The organism is Mycobacterium sp. 1274761.0 (assembly GCF_001668615.1).
Taxonomy (GTDB): domain Bacteria; phylum Actinomycetota; class Actinomycetes; order Mycobacteriales; family Mycobacteriaceae; genus Mycobacterium.
Genome location: NZ_LZMC01000009.1, coordinates 53,905 through 69,983, shown reverse-complemented (window position 1 = coordinate 69,983; position 16,079 = coordinate 53,905). Strand labels below are relative to the sequence as shown.

The 16,079-nt window shown below is 66.6% G+C and carries 18 protein-coding genes; 10 read left to right on the top strand and 8 right to left on the bottom strand.

Going from position 1 to position 16,079, the window contains the following annotated elements; all coding sequences use genetic code 11:
- Nucleotides 1-58: 58 nt before the first annotated feature.
- From A5651_RS01375 to A5651_RS01365, 3 genes are all read right to left on the bottom strand, one after another.
- Nucleotides 59-1,720: a serine/threonine-protein kinase gene (locus A5651_RS01375; protein ID WP_066974794.1), complete on the bottom strand. Its 1,662-nt coding sequence runs from the start codon at nt 1,718-1,720 to the stop codon at nt 59-61.
- 72 nt (nt 1,721-1,792) lie between these two features.
- Nucleotides 1,793-2,932, bottom strand: coding sequence for a BTAD domain-containing putative transcriptional regulator (locus A5651_RS01370; RefSeq protein ID WP_066974793.1), 1,140 nt, complete (start codon nt 2,930-2,932; stop codon nt 1,793-1,795).
- 63 nt (nt 2,933-2,995) lie between these two features.
- Complete coding sequence (locus A5651_RS01365) at nt 2,996-3,706, bottom strand: SDR family oxidoreductase (protein ID WP_066974791.1); 711 nt, start codon at nt 3,704-3,706, stop codon at nt 2,996-2,998.
- 104 nt (nt 3,707-3,810) lie between these two features.
- On the opposite strand from A5651_RS01365, the gene A5651_RS01360 reads away from it, so the two are divergent.
- From A5651_RS01360 to A5651_RS26280, 7 genes are all read left to right on the top strand, one after another.
- Nucleotides 3,811-4,677 carry a LysR family transcriptional regulator gene (locus A5651_RS01360; RefSeq protein WP_066974790.1) on the top strand — a complete coding sequence of 289 codons (867 nt, stop codon included), beginning with the start codon at nt 3,811-3,813 and terminating at the stop codon, nt 4,675-4,677.
- Nucleotides 4,678-4,753: 76 nt separating this feature from the next.
- Nucleotides 4,754-5,800, top strand: a complete 1,047-nt coding sequence (locus tag A5651_RS01355; RefSeq protein ID WP_066974788.1) for a dihydrodipicolinate reductase — start codon at nt 4,754-4,756, stop codon at nt 5,798-5,800.
- A gap of 61 nt (nt 5,801-5,861) precedes the next feature.
- Nucleotides 5,862-6,152, top strand: a complete 291-nt coding sequence (locus A5651_RS25820; protein ID WP_369803898.1) for a hypothetical protein — start codon at nt 5,862-5,864, stop codon at nt 6,150-6,152.
- Nucleotides 6,153-6,189: 37 nt separating this feature from the next.
- Nucleotides 6,190-6,534 (top strand): heme-binding protein, encoded by a 345-nt coding sequence (locus A5651_RS01350; protein ID WP_066974785.1) that lies wholly within the window; start codon nt 6,190-6,192, stop codon nt 6,532-6,534.
- A gap of 9 nt (nt 6,535-6,543) precedes the next feature.
- The gene (locus A5651_RS01345; protein WP_066974783.1) at nt 6,544-7,017 is read left to right on the top strand and encodes an SRPBCC family protein; all 474 of its coding nucleotides are present in this window, start codon (nt 6,544-6,546) and stop codon (nt 7,015-7,017) included.
- Between the two features lie 30 nt (nt 7,018-7,047).
- Complete coding sequence (locus A5651_RS01340; RefSeq protein WP_066974781.1) at nt 7,048-7,905, top strand: patatin-like phospholipase family protein; 858 nt, start codon at nt 7,048-7,050, stop codon at nt 7,903-7,905.
- A gap of 125 nt (nt 7,906-8,030) precedes the next feature.
- On the top strand, nt 8,031-8,840 hold the full coding sequence (locus A5651_RS26280) for a hypothetical protein (protein ID WP_066974779.1): 810 nt from the start codon (nt 8,031-8,033) through the stop codon (nt 8,838-8,840).
- A gap of 62 nt (nt 8,841-8,902) precedes the next feature.
- Here the strand turns inward: A5651_RS26280 and A5651_RS01330 are convergent, their stop codons facing one another.
- Together A5651_RS01330 and lpqV are read right to left on the bottom strand one after the other, a co-directional pair.
- Nucleotides 8,903-9,868 (bottom strand): patatin-like phospholipase family protein, encoded by a 966-nt coding sequence (locus A5651_RS01330; RefSeq protein ID WP_066974777.1) that lies wholly within the window; start codon nt 9,866-9,868, stop codon nt 8,903-8,905.
- Between the two features lie 63 nt (nt 9,869-9,931).
- Nucleotides 9,932-10,357 (bottom strand): lipoprotein LpqV, encoded by a 426-nt coding sequence (gene lpqV, locus A5651_RS01325; protein ID WP_066974775.1) that lies wholly within the window; start codon nt 10,355-10,357, stop codon nt 9,932-9,934.
- 109 nt (nt 10,358-10,466) lie between these two features.
- Between lpqV and A5651_RS01320 the strand changes: the two genes are divergently transcribed.
- Nucleotides 10,467-11,012 carry a cysteine dioxygenase family protein gene (locus tag A5651_RS01320; protein WP_082943521.1) on the top strand — a complete coding sequence of 182 codons (546 nt, stop codon included), beginning with the start codon at nt 10,467-10,469 and terminating at the stop codon, nt 11,010-11,012.
- A 4-nt stretch (nt 11,013-11,016) separates the two neighbouring features.
- On the top strand, nt 11,017-11,391 hold the full coding sequence (locus A5651_RS01315; RefSeq protein WP_066974771.1) for a rhodanese-like domain-containing protein: 375 nt from the start codon (nt 11,017-11,019) through the stop codon (nt 11,389-11,391).
- A gap of 4 nt (nt 11,392-11,395) precedes the next feature.
- On the opposite strand, the gene A5651_RS01310 is transcribed toward A5651_RS01315, so the two are convergent.
- From A5651_RS01310 to A5651_RS01300, 3 genes are read right to left on the bottom strand one after another with little or no spacing between them, the layout of a single operon-like run.
- Entirely contained in the window at nt 11,396-13,096 is a 1,701-nt protein-coding gene (locus A5651_RS01310; protein WP_066974769.1) for an alpha/beta-hydrolase family protein, read from the bottom strand.
- A 10-nt stretch (nt 13,097-13,106) separates the two neighbouring features.
- A complete protein-coding gene (locus tag A5651_RS01305; RefSeq protein ID WP_066974767.1) occupies nt 13,107-13,880 on the bottom strand; it encodes an enoyl-CoA hydratase in 774 nt (257 codons plus the stop codon).
- A 10-nt stretch (nt 13,881-13,890) separates the two neighbouring features.
- Entirely contained in the window at nt 13,891-14,928 is a 1,038-nt protein-coding gene (locus A5651_RS01300; RefSeq protein WP_066974764.1) for an enoyl-CoA hydratase/isomerase family protein, read from the bottom strand.
- A 156-nt stretch (nt 14,929-15,084) separates the two neighbouring features.
- Between A5651_RS01300 and A5651_RS01295 the strand changes: the two genes are divergently transcribed.
- Entirely contained in the window at nt 15,085-15,939 is an 855-nt protein-coding gene (locus A5651_RS01295) for a Bax inhibitor-1/YccA family protein (protein ID WP_066974762.1), read from the top strand.
- Nucleotides 15,940-16,079 lie beyond the last annotated feature (140 nt).

The following is a 16,079-nucleotide window of genomic DNA, read 5'->3' as shown; positions in this document are numbered from 1 at the left end:
CATCAGCGTCCGACGACGCTCTTGACGGATTCTTGGAGATTTCTTGGGGCTGCCGCGCTCAGCCGACGTCGTTCCACCATTTGTGTAGATCCTCCAGGTTGGGCCCCTGCGCGTCGGCGAGCACGAGGTCGGCATCCTTGGTCCACGTGATGTCGGGATTGCCGTCGTAGGTGCCGCAGGCGACCTGGCCGGCGACCTCGTCGGGGTTGGCGTTGTAATGCCACGCGGTAGGCGAGTCGAGGTCGCTGCCCGGGCACTTCACCAGCTCCGAATTCTGCGCGATCGCGTCCGTGAAGTGCTGGTCCAGCGTGTCCTTGTCGGCGAACAACGAATAGCGCGCGGCCTTCGGGCCGGTGGGGACGTTCGTCTCGCCGCAGTCCACGGTGGCCAGCGCCCCGGTGGCGGGCGGATGCGCCGGCTTGCAGGCACCCGGGTCGTAGCTGTCCGGCAACGCGGAAAGCAGTTTGGCGTCGAACGGTTCGGCGTTCACCGGAGGTGCCGACGTCCTCGTCGGCCTCGTTTTCGTGGTGGTGGCCTTGGTGCTGCTGGTACTGCTGGCCGCGCTGGTGTTCGACGAATCGTCCTTCTTGACCAGCCACCACGCACCCAGAGCGCCGAGCACCAGCACGAACACCGCGGCCGCGGCGGCCAGCGGGATCCACGTCGTGCTCTTCGGCTTGGGCGCGCCGGGCGTCGGCGTATTCCACTGCCCGTGGGGTGCCGACGCGGCGCGAAACGGCGGCGGGGTGGGAGGCGGCGGCGTCGGGTAGGGCGCCGGCGTCGCCGCCGGGTTGGCCAACGCGGCACCGATGGCCCCCGCATAGCCGGGCATCGTCGCTTCCTGGCTGCGCTGCAATATGTCGGCGGCCTGGTCCTGATCGCGTTGTGTCAGCGCGTCATTGGCCGCGGCCGCGAAATCGCCGGCGCTGGCGTAGCGGTCGGCGGGTTTCTTGGCCATGCCGCGGGCGATGACGTGGTCGAAGGCAGCCGGGATCCCGGGTCGCATGACACTGGGCCGGGGTATCGGCTGCATCAGATGCGACGTGATCACCACGCTGACGCTGTCGGCGGGATAGGGCTGCGATCCGGTCAGGCATTCGTGCAGCACGCACGCCAGCGCGTAGATGTCGGCACGGTAGGTCACCTCGTCGTTAGTGAACCGCTCCGGCGCCATGTACGCGTATGTCCCTACCGCCGTACCCAATTCGGTGAGCTTCTCGTCGGTGGCGGCGTTGGCGATACCGAAGTCGACCAGATAGGCGAAGTCGTCGCGGGTGATCAGGATGTTCTCGGGTTTGACGTCGCGGTGCATGATGCCCGCTTCGTGGGCGGCGTCGAGTGCGGAGGCGATCTGACGCACGATCGCCACCGCGCGGGCCGGCGTCATCGGGCCGTAGTTCTTCAAAATTTTGCGCAGATCGGTGCCGTCGATCATGCGCATGTCGACGAACATCACGCCGTCGATCTCGCCGTAGTCATGGATCGGGACGACGTGAGGTTCGAGCAACCTGCCCGCCGAATGCGCCTCCCGCCGCAGCCGCTTGCGGAACACCGGATCGTGAGACACCGCTTCCGGCAACACTTTCAGCGCGACGATGCGGTCCTTCTCGGTGTCCTCCGCCTCGTACACCTCGCCCATGCCGCCCTTGCCGAGGAGCCGACGCAGTCGGTAGCGGCCGAACGTGGTACCCACACGGGAGTCCCCTTCGGTGCCACTCATCCTTTGCTCCTTTTGCATGTGCCGGGCGAACTCACCCTAAGCCACAGTCGGTGTGTCCCACCGCGAATTGCGCTACACCTCGGGCGTCACCACCTCGAAAACGAACTCGTGGTCGCAGATCCGGATGCGGTCGCCGTCGGTGAGAGTGACGCCGGCGCGGATCCGCTGCCCGCGCACGTCGACTCCGTTGGCCGACCGCAGATCCGAGATGACAAAGCTGGTGCCGGTGTCAATGATGACGGCGTGATGGCGGCTGACGTTCGCATTGTCGAGAACGATGTCGTTGTCGGGTAGACGCCCGATCCGGGTTGCGGCAGCCACCAGCGGATATGCGGTACCTCCGCCGTCGCGGAGCCGGGCGACCGCAGATGCCCCGCTTATCGCGGTCCGCTGGTCGAGGGTGTTGGCGGTGTGAATGGCGGTGGTCCTGGCGACCCGCTTGACGTCGAGCGGTTGTTGGCGCAGAACCCGTTCATAGAGCGCCTGGATGGTGGGGCTCGGGTCGATACCCAGATCGTCGGCAAGCGTGATCTTCAGCCGCCGGTAGGCGTCAAGCGCGTCGGACTGGCGTTCGGAGAGATAGTAGGCGCTGATCAGCTGCGCCCACAGCGGCTCGCGATAAGGATATTCGGCGGTCATCCGTTCCAGCTCGCCGATGACGGCATAGCTTCGCCCGCAGGCGATCTCGGCCTCGGCGAGTGCCGTGTGCGCGAGCATCTTGTCTTCCACGAGCGCGGTGGCGAAGTTTTCGACGAACTCGAAGTCACGCAGATCTTCCAGCACCGGACCGCGCCACTGCGCCAAGGCAGCCGTCAGGTGGTCACACGCCTGCTCGAATCGTCCGGCCGCCGCAGCCTGCACGCCCGCTGTCTTGTCCAATATGAATCGGCCAATGTCACAACAGTTTTCGGGCACACTCAGTCGGTATCCCGGCGGCGCGCTGGCGAGCGCAGTGCGCGAGTCGACGCCGATGCCGGCGAGAAGCTTGCGCAGATTCGAAATGTAGGAGTGCAGGCTGGCCCTCGGATCCGGCGGCGGAAACTGTTCCCACGCCGCTTCGATCAAGGCGTCGGTCGCGACGGGGCGATTGCGGTTGATCAGCAGCATGGCCAGCACGGCGCGCTGCTTGGGCGTGCCAAGGGCCACCGGTGCACCGTCGACACAGATCTGCAGCGGTCCCAGCACGCCGAAGTCGGCACCGTTTGCGGCCATCACCGGTCATTGTGACGTGCAGGGCGCTGCCACGGCGCAAAAATCCGTCGCTGCGCCCAACGGTCACGCGGCTATGCTGCCGCCTCCGTCGGCCCGGATGATCTGGCCGGTGATGTAGGAGGCGTCGTCGTCGAGCAGCGCGCAGATGGCATGCGCGATCTCGTGTGGGTGCGCGACCCTTCGCACCGGGATGGCAACCAACAGCCGGGCCTCGCGCTCCGATCCGATCGGGCTGCGCTCCCGGTACAACTCGGTCTCGACCGGGCCGGGCGCCACCGCGTTGACGGTGATGCCGGTCTGTGCGAGTTCGCCGGCCCAGATCCTGGTGCACGCTTCCAGCGCGGCCTTCGATGCGGCGTAGGGGGTCCGCTCTGCCGTGCCGAGGGTGGTGAGGCTGGTGACGTTGACGATCCGGCCCCATCCCGCCTCGAGCATGCCCGGCAGAACCGCCTGAACCACCTGGACGGCGACGCGCACGTTCAGGTCGTACGTGGTGAACAGGTCGTCAAGGTCGATCGAGCCGATCCGGCCGAACCTGGCGAGGCCGACGTTGTTGACCACCGCGTCGATGCGCCCACCCTTTACAACGCGCTCAAGCACCTCGGCAGTGGCCGCCGGGTCGGCGAGGTCGACTTCGTAGAATTCCCCGGGAAAATCGTCGGGTGCATGCCGCGCCAGGCCCACCGGAACGTCACCTGAGGCCGCGACACGGTCGGCGACTGCCCGACCAATTCCCTTCGACGCCCCGGTGATCAGTACGCGCCGTCCAGTCATGGTGTCCTCCTTCGAATGCGTTCGGTGGTTACTACAACGCTTCGGAAAGAAGATCGTGCATAACGCGGTTGATATGGGTGACGCGTGTGCTTTATGGAGGGCCGATGACACCGACGTGGTTGCAGCTCAAAACGTTCGTGACGGTGGTCGACGAAGGAGGATTCACCGCGGCGAGCCGGCGGCTCGGCTTGTCGCAGCCCGCCGTCAGTCGCGCCGTCGCCGCGCTGGAGCATGAGCTGGGACTGCCGCTGCTGGTCCGCGGGCGCGACAGCCTTTCGCTGACAGCGGCCGGCTCCGCCGCCCTGAGCCACGCGCGAGAAGTGTTGCGGCACATGGATCTGATGCGCAGCGAAGTCGCCGGCGTGGCGGGAGACGTTGCCGGGACGCTCAGCTTGGGAAGCATGCCGAGCGTCACCGGAACCTTGATCGCCCCACAGCTGCGGGAATTCGTCGAACGGCATCCGGCAGTGTCGATCCGGCTGTTGGAAGGCAGCGAGGGCGAGATACGCGACTGGCTTGATCAAGGCGCCGTCGAAGCCGGAGTGGTCAGCTTGCCCGCCCGTGGGCTGCGAACCGCTGAACTGGGCAACCAGCTGATGGTTGCCGTGGTGCCTGAGCATAGCTGGCTTGTCTCCAAGGACGTGGTGACCTACGCGGAGTTGGCCAAGGAGCCGTTCGTCCTCGGAACGGCCGGCTGCGCGGACGTCTTCACTCCTGTCGCGCGGGGCCTGGGCGTCGAGTTCGATGTGGCTTTCCAAGCGCGCGATTCGTCGGCGGTGCTCGAAATCGTGCGCGCCGGGCTGGGCGTCAGCATCCTGCCCAGCGATGCGCTGCAGCGTTCGCCCAAAGGTGTGGTGGTGCGCCCGCTGGTGCCCGAAACCGTACGGAAACTGGCTCTTGCGGTGTCGGCGAGCGCATCCGCCCCCGCCCGCGCGTTTCTCGACCAGATCGCCGCGCTCGATCTGCGTTGAGTTGCGTCCACGGCGGGTCCGGGTGGTGTAGACCTTCAGTGGAACGTGTTCTAGTTTCGCGATCCTGGGAGGAATCATGGGCCTTCGGGTCGTGCAGTGGGCCACCGGTGGCGTCGGGGTCGCGGCAATCAAGGGCGTGCTCGAACACCCCGATTTGGAGCTCGTCGGGTGCTGGGTGCATTCACGGGACAAGGCGGGCAAGGACGTCGGTGACCTGATCGGAACCGAACCCCTCGGCGTCGCGGCCACCAACAGCATCGACGACATCCTCGCCCTCGACGCCGACGCGGTGATCTACGCGCCGTTGATGGCCGATCGCGACGAGGTGTGCGCATTGCTGCGGTCGGGCAAGAACGTCGTCACCCCGGTCGGGTGGCTCTACCCGAGCGAACGCAGCGCCGCGCCGATGCGGGAAGCCGCACTGGAAGGTAATGCCACCCTGCACGGCACCGGCATGGCGCCCGGCGGTATCAGCGAGAAGTTCCCGTTGTTGTTCTCCGCGTTCTCCACCGGCGTGACATTCGTTCGCGCCGAAGAGTTTTCCGATCTGCGAACCTACGAGGCACCCGATGTGCTGCGTCACGTGATGGGTTTCGGGGAGACGCCGGACAAGGCCCTCACCGGCCCGATGCAGAAGATGCTCGACAGCGGCTTCATCCAGGCCGTGAAGATGGTCGTCGACCAGATGGGGTTCCGCGCCGACCCGAAGGTGCGCGCCACGCAGGAAGTCGCCGTCGCGTCCGCGCCCATCCCGTCGCCGATGGGCGTCATCGAACGCGGACAGGTCGCGGGCCGCAGGTTCCACTGGGAGGCGCTCGTCGACGGCGAGCCCGTCGTGCGGGTCACGGTCAACTGGCTGATGGGGGAGGAAAACCTCGATCCCCCATGGACTCTCGGTGCCGGACAGCGATATGAGATGGAGGTACGCGGCAACCCCGACATCACGATCACGGTCAAGGGCTTTCACTCCGAGGTCGGCGGGGAGGGCCCGGAGTACGGCATCGTGGGCACCGCCGCACACTGCGTCAACTCTGTACCGGCGACGTGTGCCGCTGAGCCGGGCATCCTGACCTACCTCGATCTGCCGTTGATCAGCGGCAAGGCCGCGCCGGAGCTCGGATAGCGATTCCGGCGTTTCTGCCCTGCGCGGCCGCAGACCTGCGAAAATGCCGGCTATGATCGCTATGAAAACAATCGGCCCGCTCGGGTTGTGCGCTGTCGCGATAGGACTCGCTTGCATCAGCGAGCCGGTGCCCGCTCATGCGGATGTATGCGCATCGGTGGGACGACGGGTGTCGGTATCTGGATGCGGCAGCATCGCGGACGCTGTGGCGCCCTGGGTAGCCCCACCTGCGTATTACGCGCCCCTACCGGAGGACTATGCGGCACCGCCGCCTCCTACACACCCGCCGCCGCCAAACGTCAACGTATGCGCCAACTTTGGTCGGCGCATCAGCGTCAGCGGCTGCGTATAAGCCGCCCCTACCAGTGAAACCGATAGGAGCACAACGAATGTCGATCAATCACGGCTGGGCGCGCGGAGTCGCCGCGTTCGGCGCCGTCGTCGCCGTTGTCACTGCGGCGCCCGCGAATGCCGAGCCCGCGTCGCCGAACTGTAGCGCCGCCGACCTCGCCGGTGTGATGACCGGAGTGTCCGCGGCGATGTCGACGTATCTGTTCGCCCACCCGGACGTCAACGCGTTCTTCACCGATCTGAAAGGCAAGCCCCGCGACCAGCAGCGTCAGGCCGTGCAGGACTACATCGACGCCAACCCGCAGGTGGGTGACGACCTGCGCGGCATCCGGGCGCCGGCGCTCGAGTTCCGTGATCGCTGCGACGTGGAGCTGCCCGACTAGTCTTGGGCCATGGCGAAGCCGTTGGTTGTCGAGCAGTCCGAAACGATTGCGCTGGACCAGGAAAGCGTATTCCGCGAACTGGTGCCGATTCCGCTGCCGGAGTTGTTCCGGCGGTGGTACGGCCCGATCCCACCGATCAAGGAGACGCGCGACCAGACCGGAGATTGGGACGGCGTCGGACAGTCACGCACCGTCGTGCTGGTGGGCGGCGGAAGCATGCACGAGCGGCTCACCGCGTTCGACGCACCGCATTCGTTCGGATACACGCTGTCTGACGTCAAGGGCCCGCTGGCGCCGCTGGTCGATCACATCGATGGTGAGTGGATCTTCGAGTCCCTCGGTGCAGGCACCCGCGTCACGTGGCGGTGGACCATCCACCCGCGCAGCGCGCTCACCGCGCCGTTGTTACCGGTGTTCGGCAAGCTGTGGAAGGGTTATGCCCGGCAGTCGCTCAAGGAACTGTCGAGGCAGCTGGTGCACTGACCCGTCGCCACCGGTTGGCAGACTTACGGTGTGGCATCGAAACGCGCGCTGGTATTGGCCGGCGGGGGACTGGCGGGCATCGCCTGGGAAATCGGCATCCTCAGCGGCATCGAGGACGCCTCCGCCGACACGGCGCGAGCCCTGTTGTCCTTCGACGTGACCGTCGGTACGTCCGCCGGTTCGGCGGTCGCCGCCCAGCTCGGCAGCGGATTGAGCCTCGGCGAGTTGTACGACCGCCAGATCAACGGCGTCTGCAAGGAGATCAACCCCGGCGTCGACATCGACGACATCACCGGCTTGTTTCTCCGCGCGCTGTCGGATCCCGGGGCGACCAAGCAGCAGAAGCTGCAAAAGATCGGCGAGGTCGCCCGAACCACGCAGACCGTCCCCGAGGCCGTGCGCCGCGACGTCATCGCACACCGGCTGCCGTCGCACGACTGGCCGGATGCGGACCTGCGCATCTCCGCGATCGATGTCGGCACCGGTGACCTGGTGGCCTTCAACCGGCATTCGGGTGTCGGCCTGGTCGACGCCGTCGCCGCCAGCTGTGCGGTACCCGGCGCATGGCCCTTGGTGACCATCGGCGAACGGCGCTACATGGACGGCGGCGTCGGCAGCACGATGAACCTCACGCTGGCCGACGACTGCGAGGTCGCCGTTGTGCTGGTGCCCTCGGGCCGGGGCACGCCCTCGCCGTTTGGACCCGACCCGGCCGTCGAGGTCGACTCCTTTCCCGGCCGCGCGTTCGGGGTGTTCGCCGACGACGAATCGCTGGCGGCGTTCGGCAAGAACCCGTTGGACCCCGCATGCCGCGAGCCGTCGGCGCGCGCTGGGCGGGTACAGGGCCGCCGCGTCGCAGCGGAGATTGCGGAGTTCCTGGCCGCCTGACCTGCGGTGATGGATGGTCGAAAACTTTTCTCGAAAGTTTTCGAAAAAAAGTGTGCGACGCCTCCGGGCTCGTTGCTCCTACCTGTGAAAGCGGCCGCGAGGGCCACACAGACAAAGGAGAAATCATGTACACCACCTACCCCCAGCACCAGAACTACGGCCCCCAGCACAACAACTTCGGCTACGCCCCGATGCAGCAGCCGATGCCCATGCAGCCGATGCCGGTGGCAGCGCCGGTGGCGCAGTCCGCAGCCGCCAGCAAGGGCCTGCTGATGGTCGCCGGCATCGCAGTCGTCGGCGCCGCAGCCTTCGGCGGCATTTACCTGATGAACTCCAGCGGCCAGCCCGAGCAGACCGCGGCCTCGCAGCCGTCGACGGTGTTCAACATTCCCTCGGAAATCAACATCCCCGGTCTGAACACCAACAGCGACCCGGCCTCCCCGGTCATCGTCAACAACCCGGCTCCGGTGCGCGTTGTCACTTCGCCGGCTCCGCGGTCCAACACCAGCAGCACGGCACCGGTCCAGGGTCAGGCCCCTGCCGATACGACCAAGCCGGCCGATACCACCAAGCCTGCTGACACGACGAAGCCTGCTGACACGACGAAGCCTGCTGACACGACGAAGCCGGGCGATACGACGAAGCCGGGCGATACGACCAAGCCGGGCGATACGACCAAGCCGGGCGATACGACCAAGCCGGGTGACACCACGAAGCCGGGTGACACCACGAAGCCGGGCGACACGACCAAGCCGGGCGACACCACGAAGCCGGGCGACACCACGAAGCCGGGCGACACCACGAAGCCGGGCGACACCACGAAGCCGGGCGACACGACCAAGCCGGCCGATACGACCGGTGGCGGCACGTCGACCAGTGGTACCGGGCCGTCTCCCGACGATCTCGTCGATTACGGCGGATGTGCATGCGGATAACCGCACAAGCCATCTCCAAGCTTCAGCCCAGGCCTTCTCCCAGCCTGGGCTGAAGCGCGTTGTCAGCTCTCCAGCGTCTTGATCGCTTGCGCGGTCAGCTCGTGGCCGATGTCGATGACCTCGGCGGCGCGGTGGAATTCCAGGCTGCGGCAGGCGGATCGCGGCACTTCGATCAGCAGATCCGGCGGATAGGCGGCCAGCGTGTGCCGCGCCAGCGCGGCCTGCGCGATGTCGATGGTCCGGTTCATCACCTCGAAGCTGCCCATCTTCGGCACCGCCGCTTCCTTGGTGCCGTCAACCAGCTCGTCGTCGCTGCTGTCGGTCGGCTCGTCCGCGTCTCCTTCGTCGGCGGCGGCGCCGAACCGGTTCAGCATGGTGCCGGACTCGAACAGCGACGAAGTGCTGCGCCACATCCTGTTCAGCCATTCCGTCGTGGCCCTCGGTTCGGTTTCGGTCGGCTCGTGGCGGCCGCCCGCTTCACTCCCGCCCAGGCTGACCGCGATCGTCAGATCGGCGTTGACGGCCGCGATCGGTGCCATGGGCAGCGGATCGAGGATCCCGCCGTCGGCAAGCAGGCGGCCGTCGAGGATATGCGGGGTGATGACGCCCGGTATCGCGATCGACGCGCGGATCGCCGCGTCCACCGGGCCGCGCTGCAGCCACACCGACTTGCCCGCGATCAGGTCCGTCGACACGGCCGTATACGGAATCGGCAAATCCTCGATGGTGACCTCACCGAGGATGTCGCGCACCGCGTCAAGGATCTTGGCTGCCCGCAGCACACCGGCGGCGGTGATCTTCGGGTCCAGCAGCCGCAGCACGGCGCGCTGGGTCAACGACTTCGCCCACTCGGCGAAATCGTCAAGCTTGCCCGCGGCCTCCAGCCCGCCGACGAGCGCGCCCATCGACGACCCAGCGATGCCGACGATCTCGTAGCCGCGCTCGCGCAGCTCGCTGATCACGCCGATGTGCGCGTATCCCCTGGCGCCGCCGCTGCCGAGGGCCAGCGCGACGCGATTGCCGGCCATGGGTCTATTCTGCGCGGCCGCGGCAGGGTCGCCGCGGACTTTTTCGCACCCGTGATTCGAATGTCAGCAGAGGGAGTCGGCGCCTGCCTGGGCCGCGATGATCGCCGCCGCTTGGCGTGGGGGTGGCAGCTGCGCCCACGGGGTGCCGTAGGTGCCGGGGCCGGGCGGCGTGTCGGGGCTCTGGAGCATCTTCAGGTACGGCTCGAGCTGCGCGTGCCGGTCGCCGCCCTGCTGGTCGATCCATGCCTTAGCGGCCTGGCAGGCCTGCGAGTACTCCTCTTCGGTCGATTCGGCGTCCGCCCCGACGGCCGTCGTCACTCCGCCCGGCGAGACCTCGATCGCACCCGGCGCCGGGGTGTGGGTTTCGGTGGGTGAGGTGGTCGCCGTGGTCGTCGGCGACGGCTTCTGACCGCTTTCGCCCGAGGACGAACAGCCGGCGATCGCCAGCGCGGTCACCGCGGTCGCGACGAAGAGGGGGTAGGAGCGCATGCCGCCAATCTATGCAACACTCGCCGGCGTGATGGAGGGGACTTGGTCTCGGTGGTGTTGTTCGGCGTAACCGCCGTCTCCCAGTCCGTCCGCCATCCCTGGAGCTCTCATGGTTTCCACCATCTCCGCCCCTGCCCGTGTCCTGCCCTCACGCTCTGCGCCGACCCGCCTGCGGGTGCCCGATCTGCTCTACACCGTCGACCAAGCCGCCGATGAGGTGCTCAGCGGCCGCTACGACCACCTGCTGCCCGCCGGGGGCCTGCCCACCGACGAGCGGTGGTACGCGCGCATCCATGGCGACGACGAACTGGACGTCTGGCTGATCAGCTGGGTCAAGGACCACGCCACCGAACTGCACGACCACGGCGGCTCGCTCGGCGCGCTGACGTTGGTGTCGGGTGCGCTCGACGAATTCCGATGGGACGGTGAGGCGTTGCGGCGACGTCGACTCAACGCAGGCGACCAGGCGGCGTTTCCACTCGGATGGGTGCACGACGTCATGTGGGCGCCGACGTCGACAATCACCGTCTCCGCCCCGACGCTGAGCGTGCACGCCTACTCGCCGCCGCTGACGGCGATGTCGTACTACGAGGTGACCAATCGGAATACCTTGCGGCGCAGCAGAACCGAGCTCACCGACGGCCCGGAGGGGTGAGAAGATGACTAGCCGTATCGACAGGGTGCTTGACGCCGCCCGCGCGCGGCTCGATCGCATGCCGGCCGAGGCTGTCCCCGACGCGCTCTCGCGCGGCGCTGTGCTCGTCGACATCCGGCCGCAGGCACAGCGCGACCGCGAGGGTCACGTCCCGGCGGCGCTGGTGATCGAACGCAACGTGCTCGAATGGCGCTGTGACCCGACCAGCGACGCCAAGCTGCCGCAGGCCGTTGACGACGACGTCGAATGGGTGGTGCTGTGCTCGGAGGGCTACACCTCCAGCCTCGCCGCGGCGTCGCTGATCGATCTCGGGCTGCACAAGGCGACAGACGTGATCGGCGGTTACCACGCGCTGAAGGCCGAAGGCGTTCTGGTGTAGGCGCTTAGGCGTTCTCGTCGTTGGACAGCAGCGGCCGCAGGCGTTCGGTCTTCTCCGGTGTCCATCCCGGGGGCTGCAGAACCGCCGCCCATCCATTGGCGACATCCTTGACGTAGACGTGGCCGTGTCCGTCGGGAACGTCGACGGCCACCGCCATGTCAGCCGATACCTGCAGGAACGTCACCACCGGGATCCACTGCACCCGGCCGGACAAGTCGTAGCCGCGCGGCTCCTTCAGCCAATCCGGTTCTGCGAACAGCAGATCGGGGTTCCACCAGGCGATCGGGTCCGAGGCGTGCTGCAGGTAGACCACGCGCGGCTGACCCCACGGGTCGTTCGGCCGGCCCAGGTTGTCGGGTCGTGCGACGAAGCGGACGTTGTCGCCCTCGTCGTAGATCGGCAGCCACTCCGGCGAGTCCTTATCGCGGTCGCGGGTGAGCGTCGTCCAGATCGTGTTGTTGAACGTGGGCCCGGAGAACAGCGCACCGTCGGTGCGAGCGACCAGGTTGTTCAGCGCCAAAAACGGTGCCTCGCCGCCGAACGAGCCGAGGCTCTCGCCGAACACCACCAGCTTGGGCCGCTGCGCCTCGGGCATCTGCCGGATCAGCCCGTCGACGGCCTCGAACAACGCCTGACCGGCCTGCCGTGCGTTCTCCTTATCGACGAGGAACGACAGCCAGCTCGGCAAAAACGAGTACTGCATGCTGACGATCGCGGTGTTGCCGTTGTACATGTACTCCAGCGCCGAGGCCTCGCCCTCGTTGATCCAGCCCGTCCCCGTCGTCGTGGCGACCGCGACCACATCACGGTTCAGGCCGCCGGTGCGCAGCAGTTCCTGCGCGGCCAGCGCGGCGGTGGCCTTAATGCCGTCGGCCGAATGCAGGCCTGCGTAGGCGCGGATCGGCTCGATCGCGGGTTTGCCGTTGAACTTCGACAGTTCCTCGACCGTCGGGCCTGCCGATACGAAAACCCGGCCTTGATGGCCCAGCGATTCCCAGCTCGCCAGCGATTCCGGCCCGCCGGACCGCAGCCGCGACGTCGGGGCAGGAAACTCCGGGTCGGTTTCGTCGTTCGCCGCGGCGAAAGTCTTGTTCAGGGCGCTCATGCCCGCTCGCACGACGATGCCGTTGAGCAATGCGATCGCCAATGCGACCAGCAGCAGAAACACGACCACCGCCGAAACCCGTGGCGGGGCATAGCGATTCAGCTGGCGGACCAGAAATCGCGCGAGCTTGCCGATGAGTTGACCGATCTCGACGAACAGGAACAGAAAGATGAGCGCGAGGACCGCCGTCAGCGGGTGGTCCCAAAACGACATGCGGGGAACGCCGTTGAGGTCGCGCACCTCGTCCTGCCACACGTGGAAGTAGATGATCATCAGGATCTGGCCGATGATGCCGCCGACGACCACGGCGAGCCACGCCCAGTGCGGAGCATGCGGGCTGGCGTCTTTGGAGAGCATGTAGCGCACCAGCCATACGGCGAAGACGCCGAGCGCGTAGCCAAATGCGCCGGCCGCGCCGCTGACCAGCCCCTGAAACAGCGGCCCTCGGGGCAGCAACGACGGCGTCAGCGACAACCAGAGGAACACCAGGGCGAAGACCGTCCCGGTGAACGTGTAGTGCCGCTGCCACCACGTAGGCCTGGGCTGCGGCGGGTCCTGTTGCGGTGCTGCTTCTTCCGTCGCCTCCGCGGTGTCGGTCACCCAGGTGAGATTAGCGGTGCGTGAAGTTTGGTGGGCGTTTCTCGGTAAAGGCGTTCATGCCTTCGGTCTGGTCGGCGGTGGCGAACGCGGAGTGGAACAGCCTGCGCTCGAAGAGCAGGCCCTCCGACAGCGACGACTCGAAGGCGCGGTTGACGGCTTCCTTGGCCATCCGCGACGCCGACAGTGACATCTGAGAGATGGTGGTGGCCACCGCCTTTGCCTCGCGGATCAGCTCGTCGGCGGGCACGACGCGCGATACCAGGCCGCTACGGTCGGCTTCTTCGGCGTCGATGGTGCGGCCGGTGAGGATCAAATCCATCGCCTTGGCCTTACCGATGGCCCGCGTGAGCCGCTGCGACCCGCCCATGCCGGGCAGAACCCCGAGCTTGATCTCCGGCTGACCGAACTTGGCGGTGTCGGCGGCGATCAGCACGTCGCACATCATCGCCAGTTCGCATCCGCCGCCGAGCGCGTAACCCGCCACAGCGGCGATCAACGGCGTGCGCACCGCGGCCAGCTTGGCCCACGGGGCGAAGAAATCCCCGCCGAACACGTCGCCGAACGACAGCTCGGACATCTCCTTGATGTCGGCACCCGCCGCGAAGGCTTTCTCGTTGCCGGTGATCACGATGGCGCCGATGCCGGGATCGCTGTCGAATTCCGCTGCGGCCGTGGTCACTTCATCCATCACCTGGCTGTTGAGCGCGTTCAACGCCTTCGGCCGGTTGAGGGTGATGGTGCCGACGCGCTCGTCACGTTCGACCAGGATCGTTTCGTAGCTCATGGCTTCTCCTTCAGGGAAAGGTCAAGTCGGGATTCTGCGGGGCGAAGTACGCGTCGATGTCGGCCTGGGTGACCGCCGCCAGGTCCGGCGGCGACCACTGGGGGTTGCGATCTTTGTCGATGACCTGCGCGCGGATCCCTTCGACGAGGTCATGCGATAACAGCGATGCACACGACGTCCGATACTCCTGGCGCAGCACGTCTTCCAGCGTCTCAAGCTCGGCGGCGCGGCGCACCGCTTCCAGCGCGACGGATAGCGAAATGGGGGAGCGGGTCAGGATCAAATCGGCGGCACCGTGGGCTGCTTCCGCATCGTGGCCGCGCAGGGCCGCGACGATGTCGGCGACGGTCTCGCCTGCATAGCACTCGTCGATCCAGCCTCGTTGTGTCATCAGCTCGCTCGCCGGCGGCTCGGCCGCATACGCGGACAGTGCCGCGTCGACACCGTGGGCGACCAGGGTGTCCTTGAGTTTGCCGAGTCTGTCGTGCGGCACGTAATGGTCGGCAAAACCCATTGCGATCGCGTCGCCGGCGGCGAACGGGGCGCCCGTCAGCGCGGCGTGATGGCCGAGGAGCCCCGGCGCCCGCGACAGGATGTACGTGCCGCCGACGTCGGGGATGAAGCCGATACCGACTTCGGGCATCGCCATTTTGGTGGTGTCGGTGACGATGCGGTGGCTGCCATGCGCGCTGACGCCGACGCCGCCGCCCATCACGATGCCGTCCATCAGCGAGATGTAAGGCTTCGGATAGCGCGCGATCTGCGCGTTCATCAGGTATTCGTCCCACCAGAACGAACTGGCGACGCTGTGGTCGCCGCGGGCGCTGTTGTAGACCTCGACGATGTCGCCGCCCGCGCACAACCCGCGCTCGCCTTCACCGGTCAGCACCACCGCGCGGACAGCGTCGTCGTCGCGCCATTCGGCGAGCGTGCGGGATATCGCCGAGACCATCGGATGGGTCAACGAGTTGATCGCTTTGGGCCGGTTGAGACTGATCAGGCCGATCCCACGCTCGACGGTTACTAGGACATCCTCGTTTTCACCCACGGATATGCAATGTAGACGTAATCCTGATTTGCCCGGCCTTGGGTAGGCTTTCCTGTGAACGGCCTGGGAGGTTTCCGCCGGGAACCGCACCGGGTGACGAATCGTTGAGAGTGTGTTCGTCAGCAGACGATCAACAGCACAGGAGAGGATCCGACGGTGCGGGAGACCAGCAACCCGGTATTTCGATCCCTGCCAAAGACGCAGGGTGGCTATGCGCAGTTCGGTACCGGAGCCGCCGGCTACGGTGCGCAGGCCGTACATGCAGACCCCTATGTGACGCAGTACCCCGATCAGCGGCAAGCCGGGGTTTCGCGTCCGATGACCATTGACGACGTCGTCACCAAGACCGGTGTCACGCTTGCGGTGCTCTCGGTCGTCGCCGTCGTCTCGTACTTCCTGGTCGCGGGCAACCCCGCCCTGGCCATGCCGTTTTTCCTGATCGGCGGGCTCGGCGGCCTGGTAGTCGTGCTGATCGCGACGTTCGGCCGTAAGCAGGACAATCCCGCGATTGTGTTGACGTACGCGGGACTGGAAGGGCTGTTCCTCGGGGCGATCTCGTTCGTTCTCGCCAACTTCTATGTGTCCGGCGCGAGCGCAGGCGCCCTCATCGGGCAGGCGATTCTCGCGACCATCGGCGTGTTCATCGGCATGCTCGTCGTTTACAAGACAGGCGCCATCCGCGTGACTCCTAAATTCACCCGGATGATCATCGCGGGCATCTTCGGTGTCGCGGTGCTTGCGCTAGGCAACTTCGTGTTGGCGATGTTCGGTGTCGGCGGCGGTGAGGGCATGGGCCTTCGCGGCAACGGCCCGATCGCGATCATCTTCTCGCTGGTGTGCATCGCGCTGGCGGCGTTCAGCTTCCTGCTCGACTTCGATGCCGCCGACCAGATGATCCGGGCCGGCGCGCCGGAGAAGGCCGCGTGGGGTGTCGCGTTGGGCCTGACCGTCACGCTGGTCTGGCTCTACATCGAAATCCTGCGTCTGCTGTCCATCTTGCAAAGCGATTGACGGACCACCACGACGAAAACCCCCGGCACGCCGGGGGTTTTCTCTTTGACTCTGGACGATTCTGCTAACAGATCGCGATTCGTGCACATATTGCGATCTGCCCGCAGAATCGTCGACGCAGACACGCGAGAGTCGAGCGA